The organism is Gracilibacillus halophilus YIM-C55.5, assembly GCF_000359605.1.
Classification (GTDB): domain Bacteria; phylum Bacillota; class Bacilli; order Bacillales; family Amphibacillaceae; genus Gracilibacillus; species Gracilibacillus halophilus.
Genome location: NZ_APML01000026.1, coordinates 1 through 25,540 on the forward strand (window position 1 = coordinate 1; position 25,540 = coordinate 25,540).

A 25,540-nucleotide genomic window follows, 5' to 3' on the forward strand; every position below is an offset into this window, starting at 1 on the left:
CATGGAAACAGGAAAGCCATCCGTGGTTGCACGCCGTTATGAATTAAATGCCAATATGGTTGGGCGCTGGGTTCGTGAGTACAAAGACGGCAAATTTGGTGACACGGATATCACGTCTGCACCTGACCTTGATACGAAGGCTATCTAATGAGAATGATCAATTAAAGCAGCTTTTGGGCGAAAAAGACCTTAAGTGAGGGTTTTTCTTTTTTATAATATCTCGCAATACGGCAATTCAACCAAAGAGTCGATATTACTTATGAATTCTTCAAAATCATCTTCATTTAATATGGATTTTATATTACGATCAGAAAATACATTGATGGTAATTAAATTACTTCTCTGAGACAACTCATCCTCCGTAGCATATGAGTTATCATCCATTGTTGCTCTTCTCTGTTCATCAATTAACGAAATGTAACATGGAAAACTGTATTCCTCAAATCTCACTTCCCAAATTTCAGCTTTTTAAACGAATTAGTCTTATTAGGTGACACATTCTTCTAACCTCCTTAATTAATAGTTTTAACATACATTAGTGATTTTTTTAACAGAGAATATTTTTTCATTAAGGAAAATGTAGTTAATCCTATTCCAAAATACAACACAGAGTTACAGGTTACCATTCCTATTTCATTTTGCCATCATTATTTCAACATTTTCGATGAACCCTGAAGCGGGAAAGCAACAAATTATTAGCTGGCTTTAAAGAATTTGTGCTTAAAGCAGGAATAGAGTATGAGAACTTAAAAGGTAAATATGTAGATAGAACCCGTATAGGACCAACGGTAAGCTATACCGAAGAGTTTGAATTACCTGCGCAATACAAATATACTACGTAATTAACGACATCTATTTGTATATAACTATGTGAAAAAATGTACTAAAAGTAAAGATGAGCGTTTATGCAACACGCAGGAACGCTTGTTTCTTTTGCCTAAAAGGGGGAGGATAGAAAAAGCTTTTCTAAACTTGAAAATGGAGAGCAAAGTACATTAGCTGTTGCAATAGGTGTTGTTGACACTTTTAGATAAAATTGGTTTATTACAACGTTATTATTAGCAGGTGTGATAATTTGTGGAGTGATTACTTTTTTGGATTTAAAGCGTATCTTTAAAAAGAACACTTAGAGTTTGTTCAAGTAACGGGTAACGATAGTTGAAAAACGAAGGCCTAATAAAGTAAGAGAAGATTAGACTTTTAGTCCTTCCGTTATTTTAAATAATAACCTATTGGTAAATGCGGTGTAACAAGTGGCAATTATCGATAAGAAAAATGCCGGCAGTGGTACTTTTTTATGGCCGTAATCTCAAATAGTATTTGTTTTTCCTTCCTTCCATTCCTTCACCCATGCTATTATTTTTTTGGCCCCAATTTGGGCCCAGAATCCCCGAATTTTTGCATTATCCTGCATTTTTTTGCAAAATAAATAAAAATGAAAAAACCCTCAAAACGTTGATTTAACAACATTCCAAGGGTTTTATTTGCATTAAAATGCTTAATGCTAATATTAACGAGAGTAGTACTCAACGATTAATGGTTCGTTGATTTCTGCTGGTAGTTCAGCACGCTCTGGAAAGCGAGAGTACGTACCTTCTAATTTATCTTCATCAAATGTAAGGTATTCAGGTACGAAAGAGTTCACTTCTACCGCTTCCTTGACAATATCAAGGTTTTGGGATTTTTCGCGAACACCAATTACCTGGTTTGGTCTTACTTGATAAGATGGAATGTCAACGCGACCACCATCTACTGTAATGTGACCATGGTTGACAAGTTGACGTGCTTGTCTACGAGTACGTGCAAGACCTAAACGATAGACAACGTTATCCAAACGAGATTCTAGTAGGATCATGAAGTTCTCACCATGAACACCTTTCATCTTAGAAGCACGTTCGAAAAGACTACGGAATTGACGTTCAGTCAGTCCGTACATATAACGAAGTTTTTGTTTTTCTTGCAATTGCAAACCGTATTCTGATAACTTACGGCGTTGGTTTGGTCCATGTTGTCCTGGTGCATATGGGCGCTTATCTAGCTCTTTGCCCGTACCTGTTAAGGAGATGCCAAGACGACGGGACTTTTTCCAAATGGGTCCTCTATAACGAGCCATACTACATCTTCTCCTTTATATAAAGTTTTGCATAAAATAAGACAGTGTGTCCCCGTATCGCCAGCCATTTTGTTTTCATGCACCTTCGCCCTAGTAGCAGAGGGTTACGCAATGCACCTCACTTCTGTGAAGATGAGGAACAAAATGGACTACCGTTGGTCCACAGAGGCTACCTTTTTTACACAAAGACCATTATAGAATGTTAAGGAAGATAAGTCAACCTTCATGGTAAATAAAAAACGTTTTTATCTGCTCTTCTTTGAAGTGTCTATCCTTCAATATGGTAAAATAATAACAAGTCTAGTTTTGGTGGTACAGATGTTATAAGCAGTGTCGCTATTAAGAAATGGGAGGGGTTTAGAAATGAACAGTTATCAAAAAGAAGTGGTGAAGATTACACATCGCGGGAGGGATATTCATGGTGTCTCTTATATGCCTGATAGTAAAGAAAAATGTCCTGTCGTCATCTTCAGCCACGGTTTTAATGGTACAAATGCTGATTTTACGATGAATAGTGACTATTTAGCGAAAAATGGCATCGGAGGATTTTGCTTTGACTTTTGTGGTGGCTCCGTACATACAAAGAGTGACCTTATGACGGATGAAATGACGATTTTTACAGAAAAAGAAGATCTCTGTGCTGTTATTGAAACGATAAAAAAATGGAACAATGTTGATTCTGAGCGTATCTTTTTATTTGGCGAAAGTATGGGCGGATTAGTGTCAGCATTAGTTGCCGATGAATATGTAGCAGATATTAAAGGACTCTTATTGCTATTTCCGGCGCTAGGGATTGCAGATGACTGGAATAAACGGTTCCCCACACTTGTTAGTATCCCTGACACATATGAATTATGGGGAGTGCGTTTGGGAAGAAAATTCTTTGAATCCATTCATGAATATAATGTATTCGACCATATTGGTACATTCAATAAAAATGTTCTTATTTTTCATGGAGATCAGGACGAAGTGGTGCCCCTTGAATATGGGAAGAAGGCAGAGATGTCATATCCTCATGCTAGCATCGAAGTATTCCAAGGAGAAGGTCACGGTTTTTCAGAAGCTGGTAATAAAAGAGTTGCTGAGATGACATATGAGTTTGTAAAAGCAAATAAGTGAAATGTTCATATGTTTTAGGTGAAAAAATAACCACCCCCCCAAAACTTGTGAAGTGGTTATTTTTTAATCTTTACTTTTCAGAGCTGCAAGCGTTTAGATATATTTTTCTAGCACGTGAACAAATTGTTCAAGATAGTGCTGATCTGTCTTGTCAAAATTGTTTTTGCTCGGACTATCGATATCGAGTACACCAAATACCTTGTCATCTTTCATCATCGGTACAACAATTTCTGATTGACTAGCGGCATCACATGCAATATGCCCTGGAAATTGATTGACATCAGCAACTAATTGGGTTTGGCATTCACTAACGGCTGTGCCACAAACACCATTTCCACTTTTGATTCGTACGCATGCTGGTAGTCCTTGAAATGGTCCAAGTACCAATTGATCTTCTTTCCATAAGTAAAATCCTACCCAATTTACATTATCTAAGAACTGATTTAATAAAGCAGCTGCGTTGGATAGATTTGCTAGTTGGTCAGGCTCCTCCTCGATTAAAGCTTCTAATTGTTTGATAACAGTAGGATACGATTTTTCTTTTTCTTGATGATATGAAATAGCTTCAAACATGGTATCTCCTCCAATGATAATAAACTGCTCAAAAACAAACATTCTCGAGCAAGTTAGCATGATTCTTTCAGTATTTATATATCATACAACATTCCCTTTCAACGTGACAAATAAAGGATTTCATGGATCGAAAATAAGTGAAAAATAAAAAAATATACAAGAAAATCTTAAAAATTTAGCAAAAATACCGAAGAACATGGTATCATAACAAATAAATGATAGAATTTTTTGTATGTAAATGAAAAAATAATGAGTAATTTGTCGATATAACATTCGTTGACAATAGATGGGAAAACGATAGTCGATAAGGAGGATATGTTGAAGATGGAATTTGTGATCGGAGGACTTCTTGTTATCATCGCTTTATTTATCGTGGGATTTATTTTGCGAAAAAGGGTATATGATAACGTGGATCGACTAGAAAATTGGAAAATGGATATTATGAATCGTAATGTGACATCTGAATTATCAAAAGTAAAAAACTTGAACTTATCAGGAGAAACGCAAGAAAAGTTTGAAGCTTGGAAAGAGAATTGGGACTTGATTCTTACACGTGATCTTCCAGATATGGAGGAATTTTTACTCGATGCAGAAGAAGCAGCAGATAAGTTTCGTTTTAAACTGGCTAAAAAACAAATTCAGACTGTAGAAACAACGCTTGCATCCATTGAGGATAACATAAATCAAATGTATAATGAATTGGATCATTTGTTAGATTCTGAGCGTTATGCACGTGATGAATTAGAGGAATTACATCCGAAGCTTAAAGAACTCAAAACGTATTTATTACATAACCGAACATTTTATGGTAAAGCTGAAGGTACTTTTGAATCTGAGTTATTAAAAGTCGATAAACGATTACAAGAATCGGAAACGCTCATGGAAGAAGGGAATTATCTGGAGGCCCAACAACAGACCGAAGCTATGAAAGACACACTTATCGACATTGAAGAGCGAATGATGCAATTTCCGGAAATGTATAAGAAATGTAAACAAGATTTACCGGAGCAAATGAACGAATTGCTCAATGGAATGGAAGAGATGAAAGAGGATGGCTATCGTGTCGAACAATTTGGTTTTGAAAAAGAATTGAAACAATATGAGCAGCTGTTGAAAAATAGTCTTCAGCAGTTGGAAAGTGGCGAAATTGAAAATATTGCTGATACTTTTACCGAAATGGAAGACCGATTAACAGAAATGTATCAGTTGTTAGAAAAAGAAGCTAAATCAAAATCTATTGTGGAAAGTCAAATGCCACTTACCCGTCAACAATTAACATCGATTAATGAGAATTTAGAAGCCACAAAGCAAGAAATGGACGAATTGCAGCAGTCGTATTATTTAGAAGAAACGGAACTTCAATTGTTTTTAAGTTTAGAAAAATGGCTTGAAAAACTCAACAAACAATATGAACAACTTCTGTTTGAATATGAACAAGGAGATCAAAGTCATCTCGATGTAAAGGATCGCCTTGACCAATTATCGGAGGAATTAGAGAACTTGGAATCATCACATGCTGAATTCCAAGAACAGATTCGAGATATTCGAAAAGATGAAATTGAAGCAAAAGAAAAAATCAAAAGGTTAAAACATGATTTGCTCCAAACGAATAAAAAATTAGAGAAAAGTAATATACCAGGTGTTCCATCAGCAGTTGTTAATGCTTTAGATGAAGCGACCGATAAGTGTGAGCATGTCTTAGCATTGTTTCAGCAACAACCACTAGATATGGGAAAGGTACAGCATGCTTTAACTGATGCAGAAAAGTCGGTAACTAATTTTGTGGAACAAACGAATTTGTTGTTAGAACAAGCACGTCTTGTTGAACGATTGATTCAGTACGGAAATCGATACCGTCGCAGTTATCCGGTTCTGTCATCACAGTTATCCGAAGCTGAACAATTATTTCGCAATTACCAATATGAACAGGCATTAGAAGTAGCAACTAAGGCGTTAGAAAATGTAGATCCCAGAGCCATTACGAAGATTGAACAACTTGAAGAGGAATATCAACAAATGGTACATTAAAGGTGGGTACATCAATGAGAATGAAATGGGTTCTTTCCTCACTTAGTGCGTTGGCGGTTTTGATATGGGGGATCGTTGCGTGGTTATATTTCACGCAAATGAATCAAGATATACTTTTAAGTCGTTCGCATCAGGCCGCAACGATTGAACTTGAATCGAAATCATTTGATCAACCTGACGAACGAACAGAAACAAAGGTTGAGGAAACGTCAGACTCAAGTAACATCGAACAAGTAGCGAAAGCCTATACAACTGGTGAAGCCATTTCCATCGATACGGTGTTAAAAGAATTAGAAATTCAATAAATGTACGAAGAAAGATATTCCTTTTTCTTTTTGGAATATCTTTTCTATGTGGTTTCTTGATTTACATGATTATAGTGAGAAATGTGAATCATATCAATGGAAAGAAAGAGATCGACAATGAGAGGGATGAACATGATTTATTTAGATAACAGCGCTACAACTAAGCCTCATCCAGAAGTAATGGATAGCTTTTACCAAGCGGCGACGACATTCTTTGGAAACCCATCTTCTGTCCATCGTTTAGGAATGGATACAGAACGTCTGCTCCGTAAAGCACGTCACCAAGCAGCTAGTCTATTACAAGTGAAGGATGAGGAAGTTTTCTTTACATCAGGAGGAACAGAAGGGAATAATCTCGCCATTAAAGGAATTGCCCTGCAACATCAAACACGCGGGAAACACTTGATCACAACAACGATAGAACATCCATCAGTATTGGAAGCGTTCCGCAGTTTGGAAGAGCTTGGTTTTTCCGTAACATACATCCAAGTTGATAAGAACGGTACAATTAATATTGACCAGCTGAAGCAGGCATTATCACAAGAGACGATCCTTGTTTCTGTTATGCATGTCAATAATGAAATAGGCACCATACAGCCTATAGAAGAGATTGCTTCTATTGTTTCTGCGTATCCCAAAGCGTTTTTACATGTAGACCATGTACAAGGGTTTGGAAAAGTTCATTTACCACTGAATCAGTTGGCTATTGACCTGTGTACTATTTCGGGCCATAAAATTCACGGCTTAAAAGGAACTGGGATTATGTATAAACGCAAGGGTGTGACGCTGTTTCCACTCTCGCATGGAGGTGGTCAAGAACAGAGCATTCGTTCAGGAACAGAAAATGTTCCGGCCAATGTAGCCTTGGTGAAAGCGATGCGACTGATACATGAACAAATGGAGCAAAATAAACAACGGCTTGAAGCATTGAAAGGGCGTATCATCCAAAAGCTACAGACGATGGATCAAGTCGTGGTGAATACGCCATCTCCTGCAGCACCACATATTGTGAACTTCTCGTTGCCAGGGATCAAACCTGAAGTCATGATTCATGCCTTAGAGGAAGATGATATTTATATTTCAACTAAATCTGCTTGTTCTTCTAAAAGCGCCGATGAAAGTGCTGTGCTAGCTGCATGTGGTCACCGTCGCAAGATTACCGAATCCGGATTGCGTATTAGTATGTCCTATGAAACAACCGAAGCGGATATTGACTATTTTTTAGTGAAATTAGCAGAAGCATATGATAAATTAAGTAAAGTAATGAGGTAGATAAAACATGCAATATGATCATATTTTGATTCGTTATGGTGAATTAACGTTAAAAGGAAAAAATCGCAAGGAATTTATTGCAAAGTTACATGATAATGTACGTCAAGCACTACACAACTATCCAGCTATTGAAGTAGTGAAAAGAAGAGATATTATGTATATCTCCTTACATGGTGAAGATCCAGAACCGATTATTGAACGTTGTCAGCAAATCTTTGGCATCCAAAATATGAGTGTTGCCTTACGGGTAGAAAATGATGAACAAGAAATTAAAGAACACGCCTTAGCTCTTGTTCAAGATCAACCAAATATTCAAACATTTAAAGTGACGACGAAGCGGTCAAATAAACAATTTCCCATACGCTCACAAGAATTTAATCATGTGCTTGGGAGCTATTTGTTAAAAAACAGCCAATCATTATCGGTTGATGTACACCAACCTGATTTAGAAATATTAGTTGATATTCGTATGGACGCAACATATATCACATCGAAAAAAATACCGGGCGCTGCTGGATTGCCGGTCGGTTCATCGGGTAAATCATTATTGATGTTGTCTGGCGGTATCGATAGTCCTGTGGCAGGCTATTTAACGATGAAACGCGGAGTGGAGTTAGAAGCGATTCATTTTCATTCACCGCCATATACGAGTGAAAGAGCCAAAGAAAAAGTCTTGGACTTAGCGGAGAAACTTTCATACTACGGTTATCGAATGAAGGTTCATGTTGTTCCGTTTACGAATCTACAACAAAAAATTCATCGTGAAATCCCACATGGTTATTCGATGACTGTGATGCGACGAATGATGATGCGTATCAGTGAAGCGATCGCTGAAAGACAAAATATTCTTTCGATTGTTACGGGAGAGAGTTTAGGACAAGTAGCAAGTCAAACGATGGAAAGTATGCATGCGATTCATGCGGTAACCAATTACCCAGTGATACAACCGCTTGTCACAATGGATAAAGAAGAAATCATTCGTCTATCCAAACAAATTGGAATGTATGAAGTGTCCATACGACCTTTTGAAGATTGTTGTACCGTATTTGTCCCAACGTCTCCAAAAACGAAACCAAGGTTGGAGAAAGTAGAGGAATTTGAGAACCAATTAGATATTGAACAAGATATTCAAGATACGGTTGATGCAACGGAAATCATTGAAGTGATGGAAAAGTCAGATGCTGAAGAAGCTATTGATGATTTATTGTAGCCTCAATTGGTTATCACACCAACATATACCATGATATATCATGCATGATCCACCTCTCTCGCGTACATCCTACTAGTACAAAGAGGAGGTGAAAAACATCATGGCAAACAGCAACAGTTCCAATCAATTAGTCGTACCTGGAGTAGACCAGGCACTTGATCAAATGAAAACTGAAATTGCACAAGAATTTGGCGTATCACTAGGTGCTGATACGACATCTCGTGCGAATGGTTCAGTTGGTGGTGAGATTACGAAGCGTCTTGTCCAAATGGCCGAACAACAAATGGGTGGACAATCACAACAACAATAATTACTATGTGTAGATAAAGAAGGGTAGTGCAAAAGCGCACTACCCTTTTCTTTTGATCTGACTTTTGCTATCGTAGAGAACAATAAAAACGTACGAGCATGAAGAGATGAAAAGGTGATAAAAATGGGTAAGTTATGGTTTGGTGGAACGATTTATACAATGGAGAATGAACAGTCGAGCGTAGAAGCAGTCTATACCGATCAAGGAATCATTATAGATACAGGAAATTTTACGGAACTGAAGCACCGATACGCAGCAGATATTACCGAATACCAAGATATTCAAGGTTCTGTCATGTATCCAGGTTTTGTTGATAGTCATTTACATATCGTCGGGCACGGAGAAAAAATCATGCAACTAGACCTTTCTTCTATGCAATCTGCTCAACAAGTGCTTCAAGCAGTGAAGGAAAAAGCGAGTGTTATGACAAACGATGAGTGGTTAATTGGCGAAGGTTGGAATGAAAATCAGTGGGACACCCCTTCGTTACTAACAAGAGAAGATCTTGATCAAATTTGTCCACAACAACCCGTTGTATTAAAGCGGGTGTGTAGACATGCTATTATTGCTAATTCAAAAGCATTAGAAATCGCTGGAATCACGCAAGATACAGCAGATCCATTTGGCGGGAAAATTGTTCGAGATACGAATCAAGAACCGACTGGTTATTTATTAGACAGTGCACAGGACGATGTATTCAATGTGATGCCAACTATCTCACAACAACAACTAGAAAAGACCATTCGCATGGCTGTACATGATCTATTAAGCAAAGGATTGGTTGGAGGGCATACGGAAGATTTATTTTATTACGGCGGTTTTTTAAAAACGTTGCATGCTTTTCAACAAGTGATTCCACGCGAATATCGTTTTCGATCGCATCTTCTTGTCCATCACCAAGTGTTTGATGACATGCTCACCAATCGATTACATTACGGTGATGGCGGTGAATATACAACGTTAGGTGCGATGAAAATTTTTGCTGATGGTGCATTAGGTGGGCGTACGGCTTGGTTATCGACGTCGTATGCCGATGACCCAAAGAATAAAGGGATTCATATCCATTCTGTCGAAGACCTTGAAGAACTGATTCAACATGCACGTTTATATCAACATCCAGTAGCTGTTCATGCCATTGGTGATGAAGCTGTAAAAACGGTAGCTACCTTATTAAAGAAATATCCGCTGAAAAATGGGCGAAAAGATCGTATCATTCACGCGCAAGTGATGAACGAAGACGTATTGCAATTGTTAGAAGAAATAGATGTTGTTTTGGACATTCAACCATCTTTTGTAGCTTCAGATTTTCCATGGGTGATGGAGCGTTTGGGGGAAGAGAGAACCTATGCGTCATATCCTTGGAAAACATATCTAAATAGAGGAATTGCCTGTGCAGCAGGTTCGGATGCGCCCATTGAAGATGTTCATCCGTTATCAGGGATTAAGGCGGCTGTCACTCGACAATCGTCCATTGATCAACAAATATATAATCGTTCGGAACAGTTGTCAGTTTACGATGCAATTGCCTTGTACACGAAAGGGAGTGCAAATGTCATTAACCATGCACATGATCGTGGAATGATTAGACCAGGATTTGTTGCAGATTTTACGGTGGTTGAACAAGACTTATATCATGTTTCGCCAGATGATATTGACAAAGTACAGAACAAAATGACAGTCGTCAATGAAGAAGTTATGTATGACAATCGATAAGACTTTAAGGGATATTCGATTAAGCTACAAAAAAAGTCGGTTTAAATATGAAGACACCTAGGAAACAGTGCACACAAGGTCTGTGTTCACTCGCTTTCCCTAGGTGTCACACTTTTTCATATCTTCTTTTTGTCCCGTCACAAATTATAAAAAGGTTCGCTGGACACGATCCCAAAACGTATTATCTTTTAACTTAACGGTCTTAATTCGTTTTTCGCTTAATTGAATATTGACATTCTGAATGTTTCGAATCGAATATGCCTCATTATCTAAACCAATAATTGGATAGTCATTTCCATCCTGTATCACTTCAAGTTCTAATGTACGCTCTTGATCGAGAATAAACGAAGAGCCTAATGTACGATATTGATTATTATTTAAAGAAGCGAGCTCAGATACTTGAAAGCACGGTAGTTTCGGATCAACAACAGCTCCGAGAGTTGATTTATTATATCCTGTACTACCCGTCGGAGTGGAAACGATGAGCCCATCTCCACGAAAACGTTCAAACTGTTTTCCGTCTATATGTACATCCATAACGATTGTCTTAATTACAGCTGAGCGAATGGCAGCTTCGTTTAAACATTGAAACGTTGCTTCACCATTTATCGTGACATCAATGACTGGAAAACGACGAACCTCCAATGCTTCGCCATTCATTGCTGCTACTACTTGTTCATAATTGTCCAAATGGAAATCACAATATAGAGCGGATTCATTCGCACGCGCAATGCCGACATACAAACAGTCTTGACGGAAACCAGTGTGGCGAACAGCTTGTAGGAATTCACCATCTCCGCCTATACTAACGACAATATTGGCGTCATCAGGGTCTTCTACCATTTCAAAAAGATTCTCTTCTAAACGTTGAACTAATGGCTCAAGTTGCTTTTCAATCTTATCATTTCCTTTGTAGTAAAAATAAATGTTCGTCCGTTGCTCCATTCCTTAGCCTCCTACAACGATGAGTTACTTTTATCATATCATGGTTTATTTTCTCTTCCTATTGATAAGTATTCCGTTTGGTATGGAAAGATGATGATTAATGTATGTGAGGAAAGTCAACAATAAGGCTATGGAGGTGAAAGAGTGCTTTTACTAGCGATTGTTCTTATACTTATTGTTATTTTATGCGTTGCTTTACCATTGATTCGTATTTATGTGCGTTTGGAATGGGAAATAACAGATGAAAAACGCGTGATCTATATCAAAGTATATATGTTGGGCCTTAGAGTGTGGCGAAACACATATGACATGGATCAATTTCTCGACGACAATCATCCTTCGTCCTCACTTACTATAAAGCAACGTCTCCAATTATTTCAATACATAAAACAAATCGGTATAGAACGTGTTCGTTTTGAACAATTTGAAGCAGAGGCAGTGATTGGGACAGGTGAACCTGATACGACTTCTATCATATATGGTATATTACAGTCGTTGTTCGAGGTCATTAAGCATCAATTCTTATCAAAGGTTTTCGAAGAACATAAGCAACCCTTACTTTTATTAGCAGCTGATTTTGAGCATGAGGTCTACCAATCCGAAGGAATATGCATGATATCACTAAAATTGAGTAACACTATGATCGTCATTAAAAAGTGGAAACGCCAAAAAAGAATGATGTTGAAAGAAATGAAAGGAGCGATGAAACATGATGAGAAATAGTAATGATAATAATCAAGATACGAATCAAGAAAGCAACCAATCGAATCAAAATAGTGATATGCATCCAATGGAAGGGTTTATGCAATTAACCATGGAAAATCTGAAGAAAATGATTGATGTCGATACTGTGATTGGCAATCCGTTAGAAGCACCAGATGGTAGTATGATTATTCCGTTGTCAAAGGTGAAATTTGGTTTTGCTGCAGGTGGTAGCGAGTTTGTCGGTCAATCCGATCAGTCACAGTCATCGGATTCAAATCAAGAGACAATGATCCCATTTGGTGGAGGTAGCGGTGGTGGTGTTTCGATTACACCAAGAGCTTTCTTAATCGCCAATAAAGATGGTGTCGAAATAAAAACATTAGATGAACATACCCGTGTTTATGAGAAATTATTGGACAAAGGACCACAATTGGTTGATCAAGCGATGGAAATGTTAAAACAACGAAACGGTCAAAAGGAACAAAGTGGCGAAAGGAATCAATAACATCTAGTCCCTCTATCTATTTTAAAAAGCTTGACAGTAGACTTCTTGTTTATATATCTTCATAATGGACAGAGAGTAGTTTAGATGGAGGGACATATATTGGATGTAGAACATGTATTTCATCAAGTGGATCAAACGACTGAGCAATTACAAAATGAGTTAGAAGAAACGTACTTAGATAGTTTGATACTTGTTTTACAATATTTAAATAATAGCGAAGATTTATCTCAAGTACCTCAAGGTAGCCAAAGCAAGTTGGAAGACTTAGCGAACGTATTTGATCAAGAGAACATGGAAAATGAAGATGTACGAAAAATTATTCAATTAGCCATTTTGAAAGCCATGAAAGGAAGCACGCAACATCAACATATGATCACACCCGATTCTGTTGCAATGTTTATTGGGTATTTTATTGAAAAATTAACAAGCAAGCAAAAGCAACTTACATTATTTGATCCAGCAATAGGTACAGGAAACTTATTAACTGCTACGATGCATCAATTACAAGCAGATGTAACTGCATATGGCAGTGAAGTGGATCAGACGTTAATTCGTTTGGCTGTCGAGAGTGCGAATTTGCAACAGACACCGATTGAATTGTTTCATCAAGATAGCCTAACCCCTTTTCTATTGGATCCAGTTGACGTTGTTGTAAGTGATCTACCAGTAGGCTATTATCCGAATGATCAGCAGGCTCGTCAGTATGAATTGCAAGCACCTGAAGGACATTCCTATGCCCATCATTTATTTATTGAACAAAGCTTAACGTATACGAAACCCGGCGGTTATGCGATCTTTTTAGTACCTAATTTCCTATTCACTAGTGATCAAAGTGACCAATTGAAACGATATATTACCAAACATGCTCATATTTTATCCTTTTTGCAATTGCCTTTATCATTGTTTACATCTGAGAAACAAGCGAAAAGTATTTTTATCGTTCAAAAGCAAGGAGATCAAACAAAAGCACCGAAACAAACATTAATGGCACAACTTCCTTCATTTAAGGAAGTACAGGCTACGCAAAAAGTACTAGCACAAATTGATCAGTGGTTTCATGAGTACATGACAGAATAGTTTGAAAATTAGAATTTTTGCAAGGAAACGGTACCATTTGCTTATCCCTGTTGCAAACTTATTCTGACGGTGTTTAAATGGAATTAGGATGAAAAGAAACGAGGAAATGAAGGGATTGAAACTATTGCAAAACATTTTAGCGATTAATGCAGGAAGTTCTTCGTTAAAGTTTCAGCTAATTCAAATGCCTGCTGAGACAGTCAAAGCCAAAGGGTTAATTGAACGAATTGGGATTAGTGATTCTGTTTTTACATTAGAATATAATGATAATGAACAAGAATGGCAGCAAGATATTCCTGATCATGAACAGGCTGTTAAACTCCTGTTAGATAAATTGACATCTGTTGGTGTGATTGATTCACTCGATGAAATTGATGGAATCGGTCATCGTGTGGTTCACGGTGGAGAGAAATTTAGTGATTCTGTCCTAATTACTGAAGAGGTCATACAACAGATTGAAGAAGTATCTGAATTGGCACCATTACACAATCCAGCAAACTTAACAGGTATTCGAGCGTTTCGTGAAATTTTGCCAAATGTTCCATCAGTAGCTGTGTTTGATACAGCCTTTCACCAGACAATGCCTGAACAAGCTTATTTATACAGCTTACCTTATGAATATTATGAGAAATATGGTATCCGTAAATACGGATTTCATGGCACATCACATAAATATGTATCACAGCGTGCATCTGAGTTAATGGGTGTTCCGCAAGATCAATTGCGATTACTTTCTTGTCACTTAGGAAACGGAGCGAGTATTGCAGCCATTGAGAATGGAAAATCGATCGATACATCCATGGGCTTTACTCCATTAGCTGGTGTGACGATGGGTACGCGTTCTGGTAATATTGACCCTGCATTAATTCCATATATTATGGATAAAACTGGTCAATCTGCACAAGAAGTTATGAATATCCTTAATAAGAAAAGCGGTATGCTTGCTTTATCTGGTTTCTCCAGTGACCTTCGCGATATTGAAGAAAAATCGAAAGAAGGAGATGAGCGTGCTGAACTCGCTTTGCAAGTGTTTGCTGAGCGGATTCACAAATATGTTGGATCATACGCAGCTAGAATGCATGGTGTAGATGCGATTGTCTTTACAGCTGGTGTAGGTGAGAATAGTGTAGCCATTCGTGAACGCGTGTTAAAAGGTTTAGAATTTATGGGCGTTTATTGGGATCCAAAATTAAATGAAGTTCGAGGGAAAGAACGTTTTGTGAATTATCCACATTCTCCTGTGAAAGTGATTATTATTCCAACGAACGAAGAAGTCATGCTAGCAAGAGATACGGTACGTTTATCCCAAAGCGTTGAAGCGTAAAAGTCAACTTGCTTAAAAAACCGGGCACTGTTTATAGCCCGGTTTTTTACATTTAAGTTAACTCCGAACGACTAACACATCACAATTTGCATAGCGGGTAATGTTCTCTGATACACTTCCAATGAGAAAGCGTTCAACTGCATTCATACCGGTTGCTCCGCAAATAATTAAATCAGCTTCAAATTTTTTCGCTAAGTCTTTTGGAATTTTAATTTTTGGTGAACCAATTTCTACATGTGTTGTAATATCATAAATGCCTTTATGGTTTGCTTTCTCAATATATTCATCTAATAGAGACTGAGCGTAATTTTCAGAGCGAGCGGCTAATGTTTGATCGTAAACTTCAGGTGCTACTGTTGTAATGGTTCGCGTATCTATAACATGTGCTAAAAACATTTTTGCGTCATTACGTTTTACGATATCGACAGCTTTAGTAAACGCTAGTTCAGAAGCATCAGATCCGTCAACTGCAACTAAAATACGGTGATATTCAAATGCCATCTTACCCTCTCCCTTCAACTTACATCTTATTATATCATGTATTCGCTTACAAAATAGAAACAAAAAGAACTTTTCCGACATTCTCAATCGATTCTATTTATTATATTCATTCCACAAATGATTGTTCCTTAAACGTACTATAACAAAGCCTTGATATTAGAAAAAAATCGATATTTCATGTAAGATAGACATACTGGGAATAGAAAAAACGATTTGTATAAATAAGAAATCAGTGAATATCATTGAAGGAGGATATGTAATGGGGCATGCCTTCATAAGCGCAGGAACAAAAGGATTAGGAATGCAAGTGGTAAAAGCTTTCCTAGATGCTGGTCATCGAGTGACGACGACATATTTTCGTGATGAGCAGAGGGCAAAAGAAATTAAAGAGCAATATGCTGACAAACAACTATTGGTTCTTCAAGCGGATGTCTGTAATAAACATGATTTACATAATGCCGTTCAACAAGCAAAAACACACTTTGGTACGATAGATTATCTCATTAATAACGCAGGACCATTTATTTTTGAAAGAAAAAAGTTGCTGGACCATTCGGAAAAGGAATGGGACCAAATGGTTCGTGGGAATTTAGACAGTGTTTATCATTTACTTACATTAACCGTTCCAGAGATGCGACAACAACAATTTGGCCGAATTGTTACTTATGGTTTTCAAGGAGCGAATACTGCTGCTGGATGGGTGAATCGATCAGCTTTTTCCGCAGCCAAAGTTGGTCTTGTTTCATTAACGAAAACTATTGCCTATGAAGAAGCCGAGAACGGTATTACCTCGAATATGGTTTGTCCAGGAGATATCGTTGGTGAGATGAAAGAAGCAACGATATCTGAAAGTCGGCAATTCGAAGACGCAAAGACACCAATCGGACGTTCAGGTACCGGTGAAGACATAGCCCGTACCGTATTATTTTTGTGCCATGAAGATTCAGATATGATAACCGGAAATGTCATGGATATAACTGGTGGAATGGATGTCATTCATCAAAATCGATAAAAATTTGAGTAACATTGAAACTTTTTTGTTCATTGGTCGTATAAAAGGGTAGGAACCCTGCATAGTGAAAAGTGAGGTGCACCGAAATGGGTTTTTTTTCAAAATTATTTTCAAAGAAAGAAGAAAAGCCAGAAGTTCAAAAACGTGATATACTAAGTATACAAGTAGGTGATATCATTGAGTATGATTTAGAAGATTACGAAGTTGTGGGTAAAATTACGTATCGTCAAAGTAGTTATGAATGGATCAGTTATCAGTTGTTAAGCGCAGAACAAAACATCCTATGGTTGGCAGCTGAAATGGATGATGAACTGGAGCTGGGTATCTATAAAAAAATCCAATTACCAGATGCTACTAAATTCCCGCAAGAGTTAACGTATGATGGTATCACGTATTACCAGGAGGAATCTGGTATAGCAAATGTCACTGGCGAAGGACGTAGTAAACGTTTAAATGGAGAAGAAGTGCAGTATGCTGATTATAATGATGAGACAAGTGAGCATATGATAAGTCTTGAGGACTGGGGTGGAGACGTAGAAGCAAGCTACGGATACCCAATTGAGGAATACGAGATCAAAATTATCGCTGGATCATATTAATATATAGGAGGAATGAAAGATGTTTAAGTTTTTTAAACGCGTCAAGACGGTTGTAGGTTCAGAATTAAATTCACTGTTGGATAAAGCAGAAGACCCGGTGAAAATGTTAGACCAGTACATGCGAGACATGGAATCTGATATTCGTGAAGTCGAATCAGCGGTAGCTAAGCAAATTGCAAATGAAAAAATGTTAAAGCGTAAGTATGATGATGCTCAAGCGCTTGTTGAAAAAAGACAAGGTCAAGCTGAAAAAGCCATTGAGTCAGGGAATGAAGATCTAGCTCGTCGTGCGTTGGAAGATAAGAAAGACCAAGAGACACAAACCGAAACGTTAAAAGAATCTTGGGAGCGAGCAAAAGCGGATTCGGAACAATTGCGTAAAAAATTAGATGAAATGAAAAAAGAATATCAGCAAATGCAGTTGAAGAAAGATTCGTTAAAAGCAAGAGCTGAATCTGCGAAAACGAGAACTAAGATGAATCATGCCATGTCCTCTATTGGTAATGATGAATCAAAACAAGGCTTTGAGCGAATGGAAGAAAAAGTCCTACAGTATGAAGCAGAGGCTGATACAAGTGATGATATGTCAGAGAGCAGTAAATCATTAGACGATGAATTTGAAGAACTTGAGCGAAGTGACGTAGACGATGAATTGGACGCATTAAAGAAAAAAATGAACAAAGAGTAAAAAGAGTATATGGGAAGGAAAGGACCGCTTACTTACAGGTTCTTTCTTTCTTTTTGATCATTGTAGCTTCTTCCAAGAGACTATATGTGAGGAGGTGAAAAAAGGTGAAACGAACCCTACTATTTGCAACGATCATTTTCTGTTTCCTTTTATTGTCTGGTTGTGGATCAGAACAATTTCAATCAATTTTTAACGAATCGGATAATGTAGCAAAAGAAGATGTACAAGTTGATGTCTCTAAAGACAGACTGATACAACAACTGAAGAATGAGGACACATCGAATATGGAAGTATTAATTTCGAATCATTTGCCATTTGTTGAAGCTGTCGCAGGTGAAGACACGAGAGCAAATGTTTACGGAACCGATTTATTTGACGTTCAGGAATTAGCTGATCTGTTCGCTTCATTAAAACAACCTGATGAAATCAGTGAATACAAAGATAAAAAGCAGGTTTTGGTGTACAACGATAAGTTTATTGTGCTAAAAGAAAGTGAAGAATTAGAAGGTGTAACTTTTATTGAAGTAGCAAGCGATCGATTTGTTCGAAACAACTATTCACCGAACTTTTTAACTACATACTTTTCAATTCGATTAATTGACAGCTTGCTAGGAACGAATAATTGGGTCAATAGTCGCAGGACATATTGTAATTCCAATGATTGTTATGGTGGTTACTCAAGAGGACAGCAATACAATAAAGGCGGCGTTTCTTCCAATCGTGGAATGGGAATGTTCCGCGGTGGTGGTCCAGGATCAGGAAAATAATAAATTTAATTGAAGGAGGTCTTTTACATTGGAAACGTTGATTCCGTATATTTCGACATTTGTATATTTTATAGCAGCTATTGTCATTGTATTAATTGGACTTATGATTTTCGAATGGTTAACAGCACAATATAAAGATTGGAACGAGGTGAAACAAGGCAATCAAGCAGTTGCACTCTCGATTGCAGGGAAAATTATAGGAATTTGTATCATTTTAGCGTTTGCTATTTACCATAGTGTGGCTGTTTGGGAAACACTGATTTGGGGTGCATATGGTGTTGTTTTACAAATGATCGCTTATTTACTGTTTGAAGGTGCAACACGTAAATTTTCGGTTGAAGAACAATTGAAACAAAATAATCTCGCAGTAGGAATTATTTCATTTGGTGTTTCGGTAGGACTGGCCTTTGTTATCGGTGCATCGATTACGTAATTACCTTAGAAACCTGACTGTTGCCTAAAATAGTCAGGTTTTCTCGTTTATGATGTTATGAGAGGGATTATTTGAGTCTAGCTTTACATTCATGAAAAAAACGGTCAGTCAGGGTGAATTGAATATGGAACAGGAACAGTTGAAGCTGAGACAGAGTTATTTTATTTATTGGGCATCAGGTATTGTATCAATTTGCGGAATTGTTTTTGAGGTGCTATTTGGGGCACTTGGTTCTTACATATTAGGAGATGGTGTGAAACAATATACTTTAACCATTTCTTTGTTTTTAACAGGGATGGGAATCGGTGCGAGTTTGAGTGAAAAAATTACAAAACATTTGATTCTTTCATTTATATATATTGAGTTTTTCGTCGCTTTTATTGGTGGTTTTTCAAGCTTTTTAATGTTTGCTATTACAGCCTATTCGTCGAGTGGAACGGATGCTTTTTTCCTATATGCAGTGACACTGATTGTTGGTGCATTAACAGGCATTGAATTACCTATTTTGATTCGAAAAGCAAATGAAATCGGTGTGACCTTGCAAAAAAGTACAGCACGGGTTCTATTTTCCGATTATGCAGGTGGCTTAATCGGAGGGTTATTATTTGTCTTCCTCTTACGCCCACAGCTCGGAATCGTGAAAACGGCCTTTTTTGTTGGATTAATCAATTTGACAGTTGCATTGGTTATTATTTGGTTGTTTCGTAAAGAAATCCATAAGAAATGGATCCATGCTATGATGGGTGGTTTTATTGGTTTGTTACTATTGTTAGGATTGTTTTTTGGTCAGTCATTAGCTCAATCATTTGAGCAGAAACTTTATAAAGATCCAATCATTCATATGGAAGAAAGTGAATATCAAAAAATTGTACTGACGAAGGATCGAGAGGATATACGATTATATCTCGATGGTTCGTTACAATTAAGTTCGATCGATGAGTATCGTTATCATGAAGTATTAGTTCATCCGACGATGTCTGCTGCAAAAGAACCAGAAACAGCTCTTGTACTCGGTGGAGGAGATGGGATGGCTGTGCGCGAGTTATTAAAATATGATAGTTTACAAGACATCACACTTGTTGATTTAGATCCAGCAGTCGTCGAACTAGCAACATCTAATGATCATTTATTAAACTTGAATCAAGGTTCATTGACAGATGAACCCCTCACGATAAAGCATCGCGATGCATTTGAATTTTTGGAGGATACAGATGCTTGGTATGATGTTATTATCGTTGATTTACCAGATCCTAATGATGAGAGCTTAAATAAATTATATACGAAAGAGTTTTACTCACTTGTTCGCAATCACCTGAAACCAGACGGGGCAGCGATGGTTCAAGCAACAAGTCCAGTATTTGCGCGAGAAGTGTATTGGACGATATCAAATACGATTGCATCAACTGGACTTCATACAAATAATTTTCATGTTGATGTTCCGAGTTTCGGTAATTGGGGATTTGTCATGGCTTCGAGACAACCAATTGACACCAACGCACTATCTGTTGATGTTCCATCCCATTTTTTAACGACAGATATGATTTCTCGTTTAACTGAGTTTGGAAAAGATGAAGATGGAACGTTAGAAACGAATAATAGCAGCAAGGAATGGGGAGTGAATACATTAATTGACCCGATATTGATTCCGATATATGAAGATGCATGGGATCATTATTAATGGTTTAAACATCCATTCATTAGGGTAAAACGATAGAAGAGGATATTATAAAAAATGAAACTATTCATAAAAAGGAGCGGTTTTGAAATGAAGGTCTCTTTCCACGGTCAATCTGTTGTTAAGGTGCAAACAGAACAACATGAAATTTTATTTGATCCATTTATCACAGGTAATGATACGTGTGACCTTGATGCTTCCAGTGAGAACCCTGATGTTATTTTACTGACGCACGGGCATAATGATCATGTCGGTGATACCATTGATATTGCGAAACGTACGAATTGTCTAGTCGTTGCTCCGAATGAATTAGCCGTTTACCTAGAGTCAAGAGGGTTGAAGACGCATCCAATGCATATCGGTGCTCGTACACGTTTGATTTTGGCAAAGTTAAATTCACACCAGCCTTTCATGGTTCAATGTTTGTTGATGAAGATGGAAATAAAATCTATGGCGGTATGCCTGGTGGAATTTTGTTAACGACTGAGGAGAAAACCATCTATCATGTCGGTGATACGGGCTTGTTTTCGGATTTAAAACTGATTGGTGATATGAATGATATTGATATCGCCTTTGTACCTATTGGAGATAATTTCACAATGGGACCTGATGATGCTTTGATTGCGGCGGATTGGATTCAAGCGAAGAAGATTGTGCCCATTCACTATAATACCTTCCCGCTCATCGAACAGGACGGTGAAGCATTTGCTCAGCAAGTGAAGACAGGTGAAGGAATTGCCCTTCAACCTGGAGAATCAATTGATTTATAAAAATATGACCCTGCCCATCATAAGTCTATGAATGGGCAGTTTTTTTGTACATATCATTTCATCGAGCTATAAATGTCTGAGCTATAATCATCTTGTTTGGACTAATACAGATATTTATTCACGTATAAAACAGTCATATTCTTGGAAATGATCTAACAAATTACCAAGAATAAATTGATTGATACAGCAGATAACTGTATAATAACAAATGAGGAAAATTTATTAGTACAGATGAAAGTATGGTGAGCAAAGGTTGGCTACGAAACATGAACAAATTCTGTCATTTATTGAATCATTAAAGGTCGGTAATAAAATATCTGTCCGACAAATTGCGAAGGAATTGAATGTAAGTGAAGGGACCGCTTACCGTGCCATTAAGGAAGCTGAAAATAATGGTCTTGTTAGTACTATAGAGCGTGTAGGAACGATTCGAATTGAGAGGAAACAAAAGGAAAACTTTGAGCATTTAACCTTTGCTGAAATTATTAGTATCGTTGATGGACAAGTTTTAGGTGGACGCGAAGGTTTATATAAAACGTTAAATAAATTTGTCATTGGTGCCATGAAATTAGATGCAATGATGCGTTATACGGAGAAAGATTCGCTTCTCATCGTCGGAAATCGTACAGAAGCTCATCAATTAGCATTACAAGAAGGTGCGGCGGTCTTGATCACGGGCGGTTTTGATACGGATGAAGAAACGAAGCAATTAGCAGACGAAAAGAAATTACCGATTATTTCAACTAGCTATGATACTTTTACGGTAGCTGCTATGATTAATCGAGCCATTTATGACCAACTAATCAAAAAAGAAATTGTAGTCGTCGGCGATATTTATAACCACTTAGAAGATACATATTATCTCCACGCGAAAGATATGGTGAACCAGTGGTATCACTTAGAAGAAAAAACCACCCATAGCCGTTACCCTGTTGTCGATGAAAAACATAAAGTGGTCGGGATTGTAACATCCAAAGACGTTATCGGTAAAAATTCACAAACGCCTATTGATAGAGTGATGACGAAACATCCATTGACGGTATCAAAAGAAACGTCATTAGCCTACGCTGCGCATATGATGGTGTGGGAAGGTATTGAAATTATGCCAGTTGTCGATACTCACCATCATTTAGAAGGAATTATTTCAAGGCAAGATGTATTGAAAGCCTTGCAACATATTCAGCGGCAACCACAAGTTGGGGATACGATTGATGATATTATATCCAATTATTTTGATCAGGACGAAAATGATACCGAGTCTACGTATCAAGCACAAATCACGCCACAAATGACGAACCAATTAGGAACATTGTCACATGGTGTGTTTGTATCATTTGTGATTGAATCGGCTCGAAGGATCTTACGTCAACAGAAAAAAGGCGATTTAGTTGTTGAAATATATCCGTATATTTTATTAAACCGATCCAATTGGAGACATCGATCACCTTTGAACCCAAAATTATAGATGTGGGAAGAAAGTCAGCCAAAATTGATGTGGAAGTATTTCATGATAAAAAGATTGTAGGAAAAGCAATGTTAATGGCGCAATTAATTGATCGATAAAAAAACCGGCTGACACTGTTTTGATGTGTCGAGCCGGTAATGATTAGTTCGTATATGGTTGTTCGCGTTTTTTCCATTCCTTGCGGTAATGTTTATATCGTTTATATCCAGCATTCCCTTGTAAGATACCAAAAAAGAGAAAGATGATCGTAACAAATAATGCAATCCTCGTTTCGTAATATAAGTATTGGTTGATCCCAAACGCACTGATAAGAACACCGAGGGATATTCGCGCTTTGGCATTCAATAATTCTTGTTGTAAGGGATCTTGTTCACGATTAATCATCACTTTATAATACACATATAAAATAAACGTTGCAATAATGACAATGGGTAAAATAATCATCAAAAGGCCTCCTAAAACTACTTATCTCATAGCATCTATTGTAGCGGTTCAATGGAAGAAATGCTAGTACAAAATGATTTATGAGGCAAAAGGAGCGAAAAATATGAAACAAACGATTATTGATACAATCAAACATTATGACAAGATTGCGATTCATCGTCATGTTCGTCCAGATCCTGATGCATATGGTTCTCAAAAGGGCTTAGCTACGATCATTCAATCTTCTTTTCCAAACAAAGAAGTCGTAGTTGTCGGTGAAGAAGATCCTTCTTTAGCATTTTTAGCAACGATGGATCAAGTGTCTGATCATTTTTATGAGAATACGTTAGCTATTATATGTGACACGGCGAATCAAGACCGCATTTCAGATCAACGATTTCGACATGCCCAATCGATCATTAAGATTGATCATCATCCTGTGGTTGATTCTTATGGAGAAATTGAATGGGTTGATACTAAGGCTAGTTCAACGAGTGAAATGATCTATGAGTTATTTTTAGCAGGTGAAGAACAAGGATTACGTTGTACGGACGCAGCAGCTGCTTTACTTTATGCAGGGATTGTTGGAGATACGGGACGATTTTTATTTCCGAGTGCGACAGATAAAACCTTCCGTTATGCCTCAGAGCTCGTTCGTTATTCGTTTGACCGATCTTATTTATATGATGAAATGTATAAAACAAGTGTCAATATTGCCAGACTGAAAGGATATATTTTATCGAATATTACGATTTCTCCAGCAGGGGTTAGTTATGTGAAATTAACGAAAGATGTGATGGAAGAATTCGATGTGACAGCCAAAGAGACAAGCGCTGTCGTTGGTGTATTCGGTGATATTGAAGGAATAAATGCTTGGGTGATGTTTGTCGAAGAAGATGATGTGATACGTGTACGGATGCGATCTAAAGGACCAGAAATTCATCAAGTAGCAGCAAAGTTTGAAGGTGGTGGGCATCCATTAGCCGCTGGTGCCAAAATACATGTTTGGGAACAAGTATCCGATGTACTAGCTGAATTAGAGAAAACGTGTCAGCAACAATCGTAATCACCACCACAAGAGTCCAAGGTATGCAAGAAAAAGCTTTATCATGGGCTCTTTATTCGTATGTTTAGTCACCGAGGCTTAATGTAATCGCTAGTTGTAACTGTTCGCTTACAATAATACGACGAACAGTGGCTTCAAAGGCAAAATCATCAATTTTAATCGTTTTATTTTCAATTGAGGAAATAAATAAATCAATTGATTCTGAAAAAGAGTCGATATTTTTACCGACGGCATGGCTTGCTTCCTCACGTACAGCTTCTTCTAATTGATGAATCATTAATCGATCATTATCTAATTTCAATTCTTTTAAATTGAGAAAATCAATTGAAACTTCTTCAATTTGAATTCCTTCTTGTCTTTGTTTACTTAATTCTTCGTGATTTTCTAAAAGTGTTTCGTAACTTTTATTTAAATCTTGTAATTTGCTTCGTAAAGATAAGTTTTCTTCTATCCATTTTTCATGTAACTGACCGTACATAAAGACAAATACGAGGTAACCAATAATGCATCCAACACAAATGCCAGCAAAAAAGCGTTGCCACGAAGGTTTTTTATAGTATGGGGGAATATGCATTACTCAATCTCCTCTTGGATGAGCCATTCAATGATTAACAAGGAAGTTTGTGCACCAGCCATTGCTGTCACAATTAAAAAGATTTGTTTTACCATATCAATTGTCGAACCTTCAAAGATACTTCGTTCAAAGTTAGAAATGGCATCAAATGTGCCGCCAATGGCTGCTACAATCGCCCATATACGTAAGCTTTTCGCAATACGATTCATATGTGTGAACGGGGGTTCACCTGCTGCATAGGCACCAATACTACCAATAATGGAACCTCCCATCATAACACCAAAAGCGATAAAGTAGCATTGCAGCAACGTTGGGATAAAACGTTCTTCCATCTTCATCACTCCTACGTCATTCTGTCCCTAAAGGAA

General features: G+C 37.4%; 25 protein-coding genes and 2 pseudogenes. 20 read left to right on the forward strand and 7 right to left on the reverse strand.

The window, feature by feature from the left end:
* Positions 1–1,510 precede the first annotated feature (1,510 nt).
* Positions 1,511–2,113: a 30S ribosomal protein S4 gene (gene rpsD / locus J416_RS07620; protein WP_003467957.1), complete on the reverse strand. Its 603-nt coding sequence runs from the start codon at positions 2,111–2,113 to the stop codon at positions 1,511–1,513.
* 363 nt (positions 2,114–2,476) lie between these two features.
* Between rpsD and J416_RS07625 the strand changes: the two genes are divergently transcribed.
* Positions 2,477–3,232 carry an alpha/beta hydrolase family protein gene (locus J416_RS07625; protein WP_003467959.1) on the forward strand — a complete coding sequence of 252 codons (756 nt, stop codon included), beginning with the start codon at positions 2,477–2,479 and terminating at the stop codon, positions 3,230–3,232.
* 93 nt (positions 3,233–3,325) lie between these two features.
* Here J416_RS07625 and J416_RS07630 read toward each other — a convergent pair whose 3' ends face one another.
* On the reverse strand, positions 3,326–3,805 hold the full coding sequence (locus tag J416_RS07630) for a GAF domain-containing protein (protein ID WP_003467961.1): 480 nt from the start codon (positions 3,803–3,805) through the stop codon (positions 3,326–3,328).
* 324 nt (positions 3,806–4,129) lie between these two features.
* On the opposite strand from J416_RS07630, the gene ezrA reads away from it, so the two are divergent.
* The 6 genes from ezrA to J416_RS07660 all read left to right on the forward strand — a co-directional run bounded on the left by ezrA (position 4,130) and on the right by J416_RS07660 (position 10,643).
* Positions 4,130–5,833 carry a septation ring formation regulator EzrA gene (gene ezrA / locus J416_RS07635; protein WP_003467963.1) on the forward strand — a complete coding sequence of 568 codons (1,704 nt, stop codon included), beginning with the start codon at positions 4,130–4,132 and terminating at the stop codon, positions 5,831–5,833.
* A 14-nt stretch (positions 5,834–5,847) separates the two neighbouring features.
* Positions 5,848–6,138 (forward strand): hypothetical protein, encoded by a 291-nt coding sequence (locus J416_RS07640; RefSeq protein ID WP_003467965.1) that lies wholly within the window; start codon positions 5,848–5,850, stop codon positions 6,136–6,138.
* A 132-nt stretch (positions 6,139–6,270) separates the two neighbouring features.
* Positions 6,271–7,410: a cysteine desulfurase family protein gene (locus tag J416_RS07645; RefSeq protein WP_003467966.1), complete on the forward strand. Its 1,140-nt coding sequence runs from the start codon at positions 6,271–6,273 to the stop codon at positions 7,408–7,410.
* A 7-nt stretch (positions 7,411–7,417) separates the two neighbouring features.
* Positions 7,418–8,620, forward strand: coding sequence for a tRNA uracil 4-sulfurtransferase ThiI (gene thiI / locus J416_RS07650; protein ID WP_003467967.1), 1,203 nt, complete (start codon positions 7,418–7,420; stop codon positions 8,618–8,620).
* A 100-nt stretch (positions 8,621–8,720) separates the two neighbouring features.
* Positions 8,721–8,930 carry an alpha/beta-type small acid-soluble spore protein gene (locus J416_RS07655; protein WP_003467968.1) on the forward strand — a complete coding sequence of 70 codons (210 nt, stop codon included), beginning with the start codon at positions 8,721–8,723 and terminating at the stop codon, positions 8,928–8,930.
* Positions 8,931–9,053: 123 nt separating this feature from the next.
* Positions 9,054–10,643, forward strand: coding sequence for an amidohydrolase (locus tag J416_RS07660; protein ID WP_003467969.1), 1,590 nt, complete (start codon positions 9,054–9,056; stop codon positions 10,641–10,643).
* A gap of 144 nt (positions 10,644–10,787) precedes the next feature.
* On the opposite strand, the gene J416_RS07665 is transcribed toward J416_RS07660, so the two are convergent.
* On the reverse strand, positions 10,788–11,588 hold the full coding sequence (locus J416_RS07665; RefSeq protein WP_003467970.1) for an NAD kinase: 801 nt from the start codon (positions 11,586–11,588) through the stop codon (positions 10,788–10,790).
* A gap of 144 nt (positions 11,589–11,732) precedes the next feature.
* Between J416_RS07665 and J416_RS07670 the strand changes: the two genes are divergently transcribed.
* The 4 genes from J416_RS07670 (at position 11,733) to J416_RS07685 (ending at position 15,199) form a co-directional block, all read left to right on the forward strand.
* On the forward strand, positions 11,733–12,311 hold the full coding sequence (locus J416_RS07670) for a hypothetical protein (protein ID WP_003467971.1): 579 nt from the start codon (positions 11,733–11,735) through the stop codon (positions 12,309–12,311).
* Positions 12,298–12,798, forward strand: coding sequence for a GerW family sporulation protein (ytfJ, locus tag J416_RS07675; RefSeq protein WP_003467972.1), 501 nt, complete (start codon positions 12,298–12,300; stop codon positions 12,796–12,798). The genes J416_RS07670 and ytfJ overlap by 14 nt, the downstream gene beginning before the upstream one ends.
* Before the next feature lie 99 nt (positions 12,799–12,897).
* Positions 12,898–13,875 (forward strand): class I SAM-dependent methyltransferase, encoded by a 978-nt coding sequence (locus J416_RS07680; RefSeq protein WP_003467975.1) that lies wholly within the window; start codon positions 12,898–12,900, stop codon positions 13,873–13,875.
* Between the two features lie 124 nt (positions 13,876–13,999).
* Positions 14,000–15,199, forward strand: coding sequence for an acetate kinase (locus tag J416_RS07685; RefSeq protein ID WP_003467979.1), 1,200 nt, complete (start codon positions 14,000–14,002; stop codon positions 15,197–15,199).
* Positions 15,200–15,256: 57 nt separating this feature from the next.
* Here the strand turns inward: J416_RS07685 and J416_RS07690 are convergent, their stop codons facing one another.
* Positions 15,257–15,700: a universal stress protein gene (locus J416_RS07690; RefSeq protein WP_003467981.1), complete on the reverse strand. Its 444-nt coding sequence runs from the start codon at positions 15,698–15,700 to the stop codon at positions 15,257–15,259.
* 259 nt (positions 15,701–15,959) lie between these two features.
* Between J416_RS07690 and J416_RS07695 the strand changes: the two genes are divergently transcribed.
* The 8 genes and pseudogenes from J416_RS07695 (at position 15,960) to J416_RS07730 (ending at position 23,207) form a co-directional block, all read left to right on the forward strand.
* Positions 15,960–16,712, forward strand: coding sequence for an SDR family oxidoreductase (locus tag J416_RS07695; RefSeq protein ID WP_003467983.1), 753 nt, complete (start codon positions 15,960–15,962; stop codon positions 16,710–16,712).
* Between the two features lie 86 nt (positions 16,713–16,798).
* Positions 16,799–17,311, forward strand: a complete 513-nt coding sequence (locus tag J416_RS07700; protein ID WP_003467985.1) for a DUF4178 domain-containing protein — start codon at positions 16,799–16,801, stop codon at positions 17,309–17,311.
* A 19-nt stretch (positions 17,312–17,330) separates the two neighbouring features.
* Positions 17,331–17,999: a PspA/IM30 family protein gene (locus tag J416_RS07705; protein ID WP_003467987.1), complete on the forward strand. Its 669-nt coding sequence runs from the start codon at positions 17,331–17,333 to the stop codon at positions 17,997–17,999.
* A 104-nt stretch (positions 18,000–18,103) separates the two neighbouring features.
* Positions 18,104–18,766 carry a DUF4247 domain-containing protein gene (locus J416_RS07710; RefSeq protein ID WP_003467988.1) on the forward strand — a complete coding sequence of 221 codons (663 nt, stop codon included), beginning with the start codon at positions 18,104–18,106 and terminating at the stop codon, positions 18,764–18,766.
* A 37-nt stretch (positions 18,767–18,803) separates the two neighbouring features.
* Positions 18,804–19,199, forward strand: coding sequence for a DUF350 domain-containing protein (locus J416_RS07715; protein WP_040513160.1), 396 nt, complete (start codon positions 18,804–18,806; stop codon positions 19,197–19,199).
* Positions 19,200–19,323: 124 nt separating this feature from the next.
* The gene (locus tag J416_RS07720; protein WP_003467991.1) at positions 19,324–20,877 is read left to right on the forward strand and encodes a polyamine aminopropyltransferase; all 1,554 of its coding nucleotides are present in this window, start codon (positions 19,324–19,326) and stop codon (positions 20,875–20,877) included.
* A gap of 87 nt (positions 20,878–20,964) precedes the next feature.
* Positions 20,965–21,644 (forward strand): annotated as a pseudogene (locus J416_RS07725) (metal-dependent hydrolase).
* A 253-nt stretch (positions 21,645–21,897) separates the two neighbouring features.
* Positions 21,898–23,207: pseudogene (locus tag J416_RS07730) on the forward strand (DRTGG domain-containing protein).
* Positions 23,208–23,250: 43 nt separating this feature from the next.
* Here J416_RS07730 and J416_RS07735 read toward each other — a convergent pair.
* Positions 23,251–23,553: a YtpI family protein gene (locus tag J416_RS07735; RefSeq protein ID WP_003468005.1), complete on the reverse strand. Its 303-nt coding sequence runs from the start codon at positions 23,551–23,553 to the stop codon at positions 23,251–23,253.
* A gap of 103 nt (positions 23,554–23,656) precedes the next feature.
* On the opposite strand from J416_RS07735, the gene J416_RS07740 reads away from it, so the two are divergent.
* A complete protein-coding gene (locus tag J416_RS07740) occupies positions 23,657–24,598 on the forward strand; it encodes a DHH family phosphoesterase (RefSeq protein ID WP_003468008.1) in 942 nt (313 codons plus the stop codon).
* Positions 24,599–24,662: 64 nt separating this feature from the next.
* On the opposite strand, the gene ytrI is transcribed toward J416_RS07740, so the two are convergent.
* Together ytrI and ytrH are read right to left on the reverse strand one after the other, a co-directional pair.
* Complete coding sequence (gene ytrI, locus J416_RS07745; protein ID WP_003468011.1) at positions 24,663–25,172, reverse strand: sporulation membrane protein YtrI; 510 nt, start codon at positions 25,170–25,172, stop codon at positions 24,663–24,665.
* Positions 25,172–25,504, reverse strand: a complete 333-nt coding sequence (ytrH, locus tag J416_RS07750) for a sporulation membrane protein YtrH (protein WP_003468014.1) — start codon at positions 25,502–25,504, stop codon at positions 25,172–25,174. The genes ytrI and ytrH overlap by 1 nt, the downstream gene beginning before the upstream one ends.
* Positions 25,505–25,540: the final 36 nt, after the last annotated feature.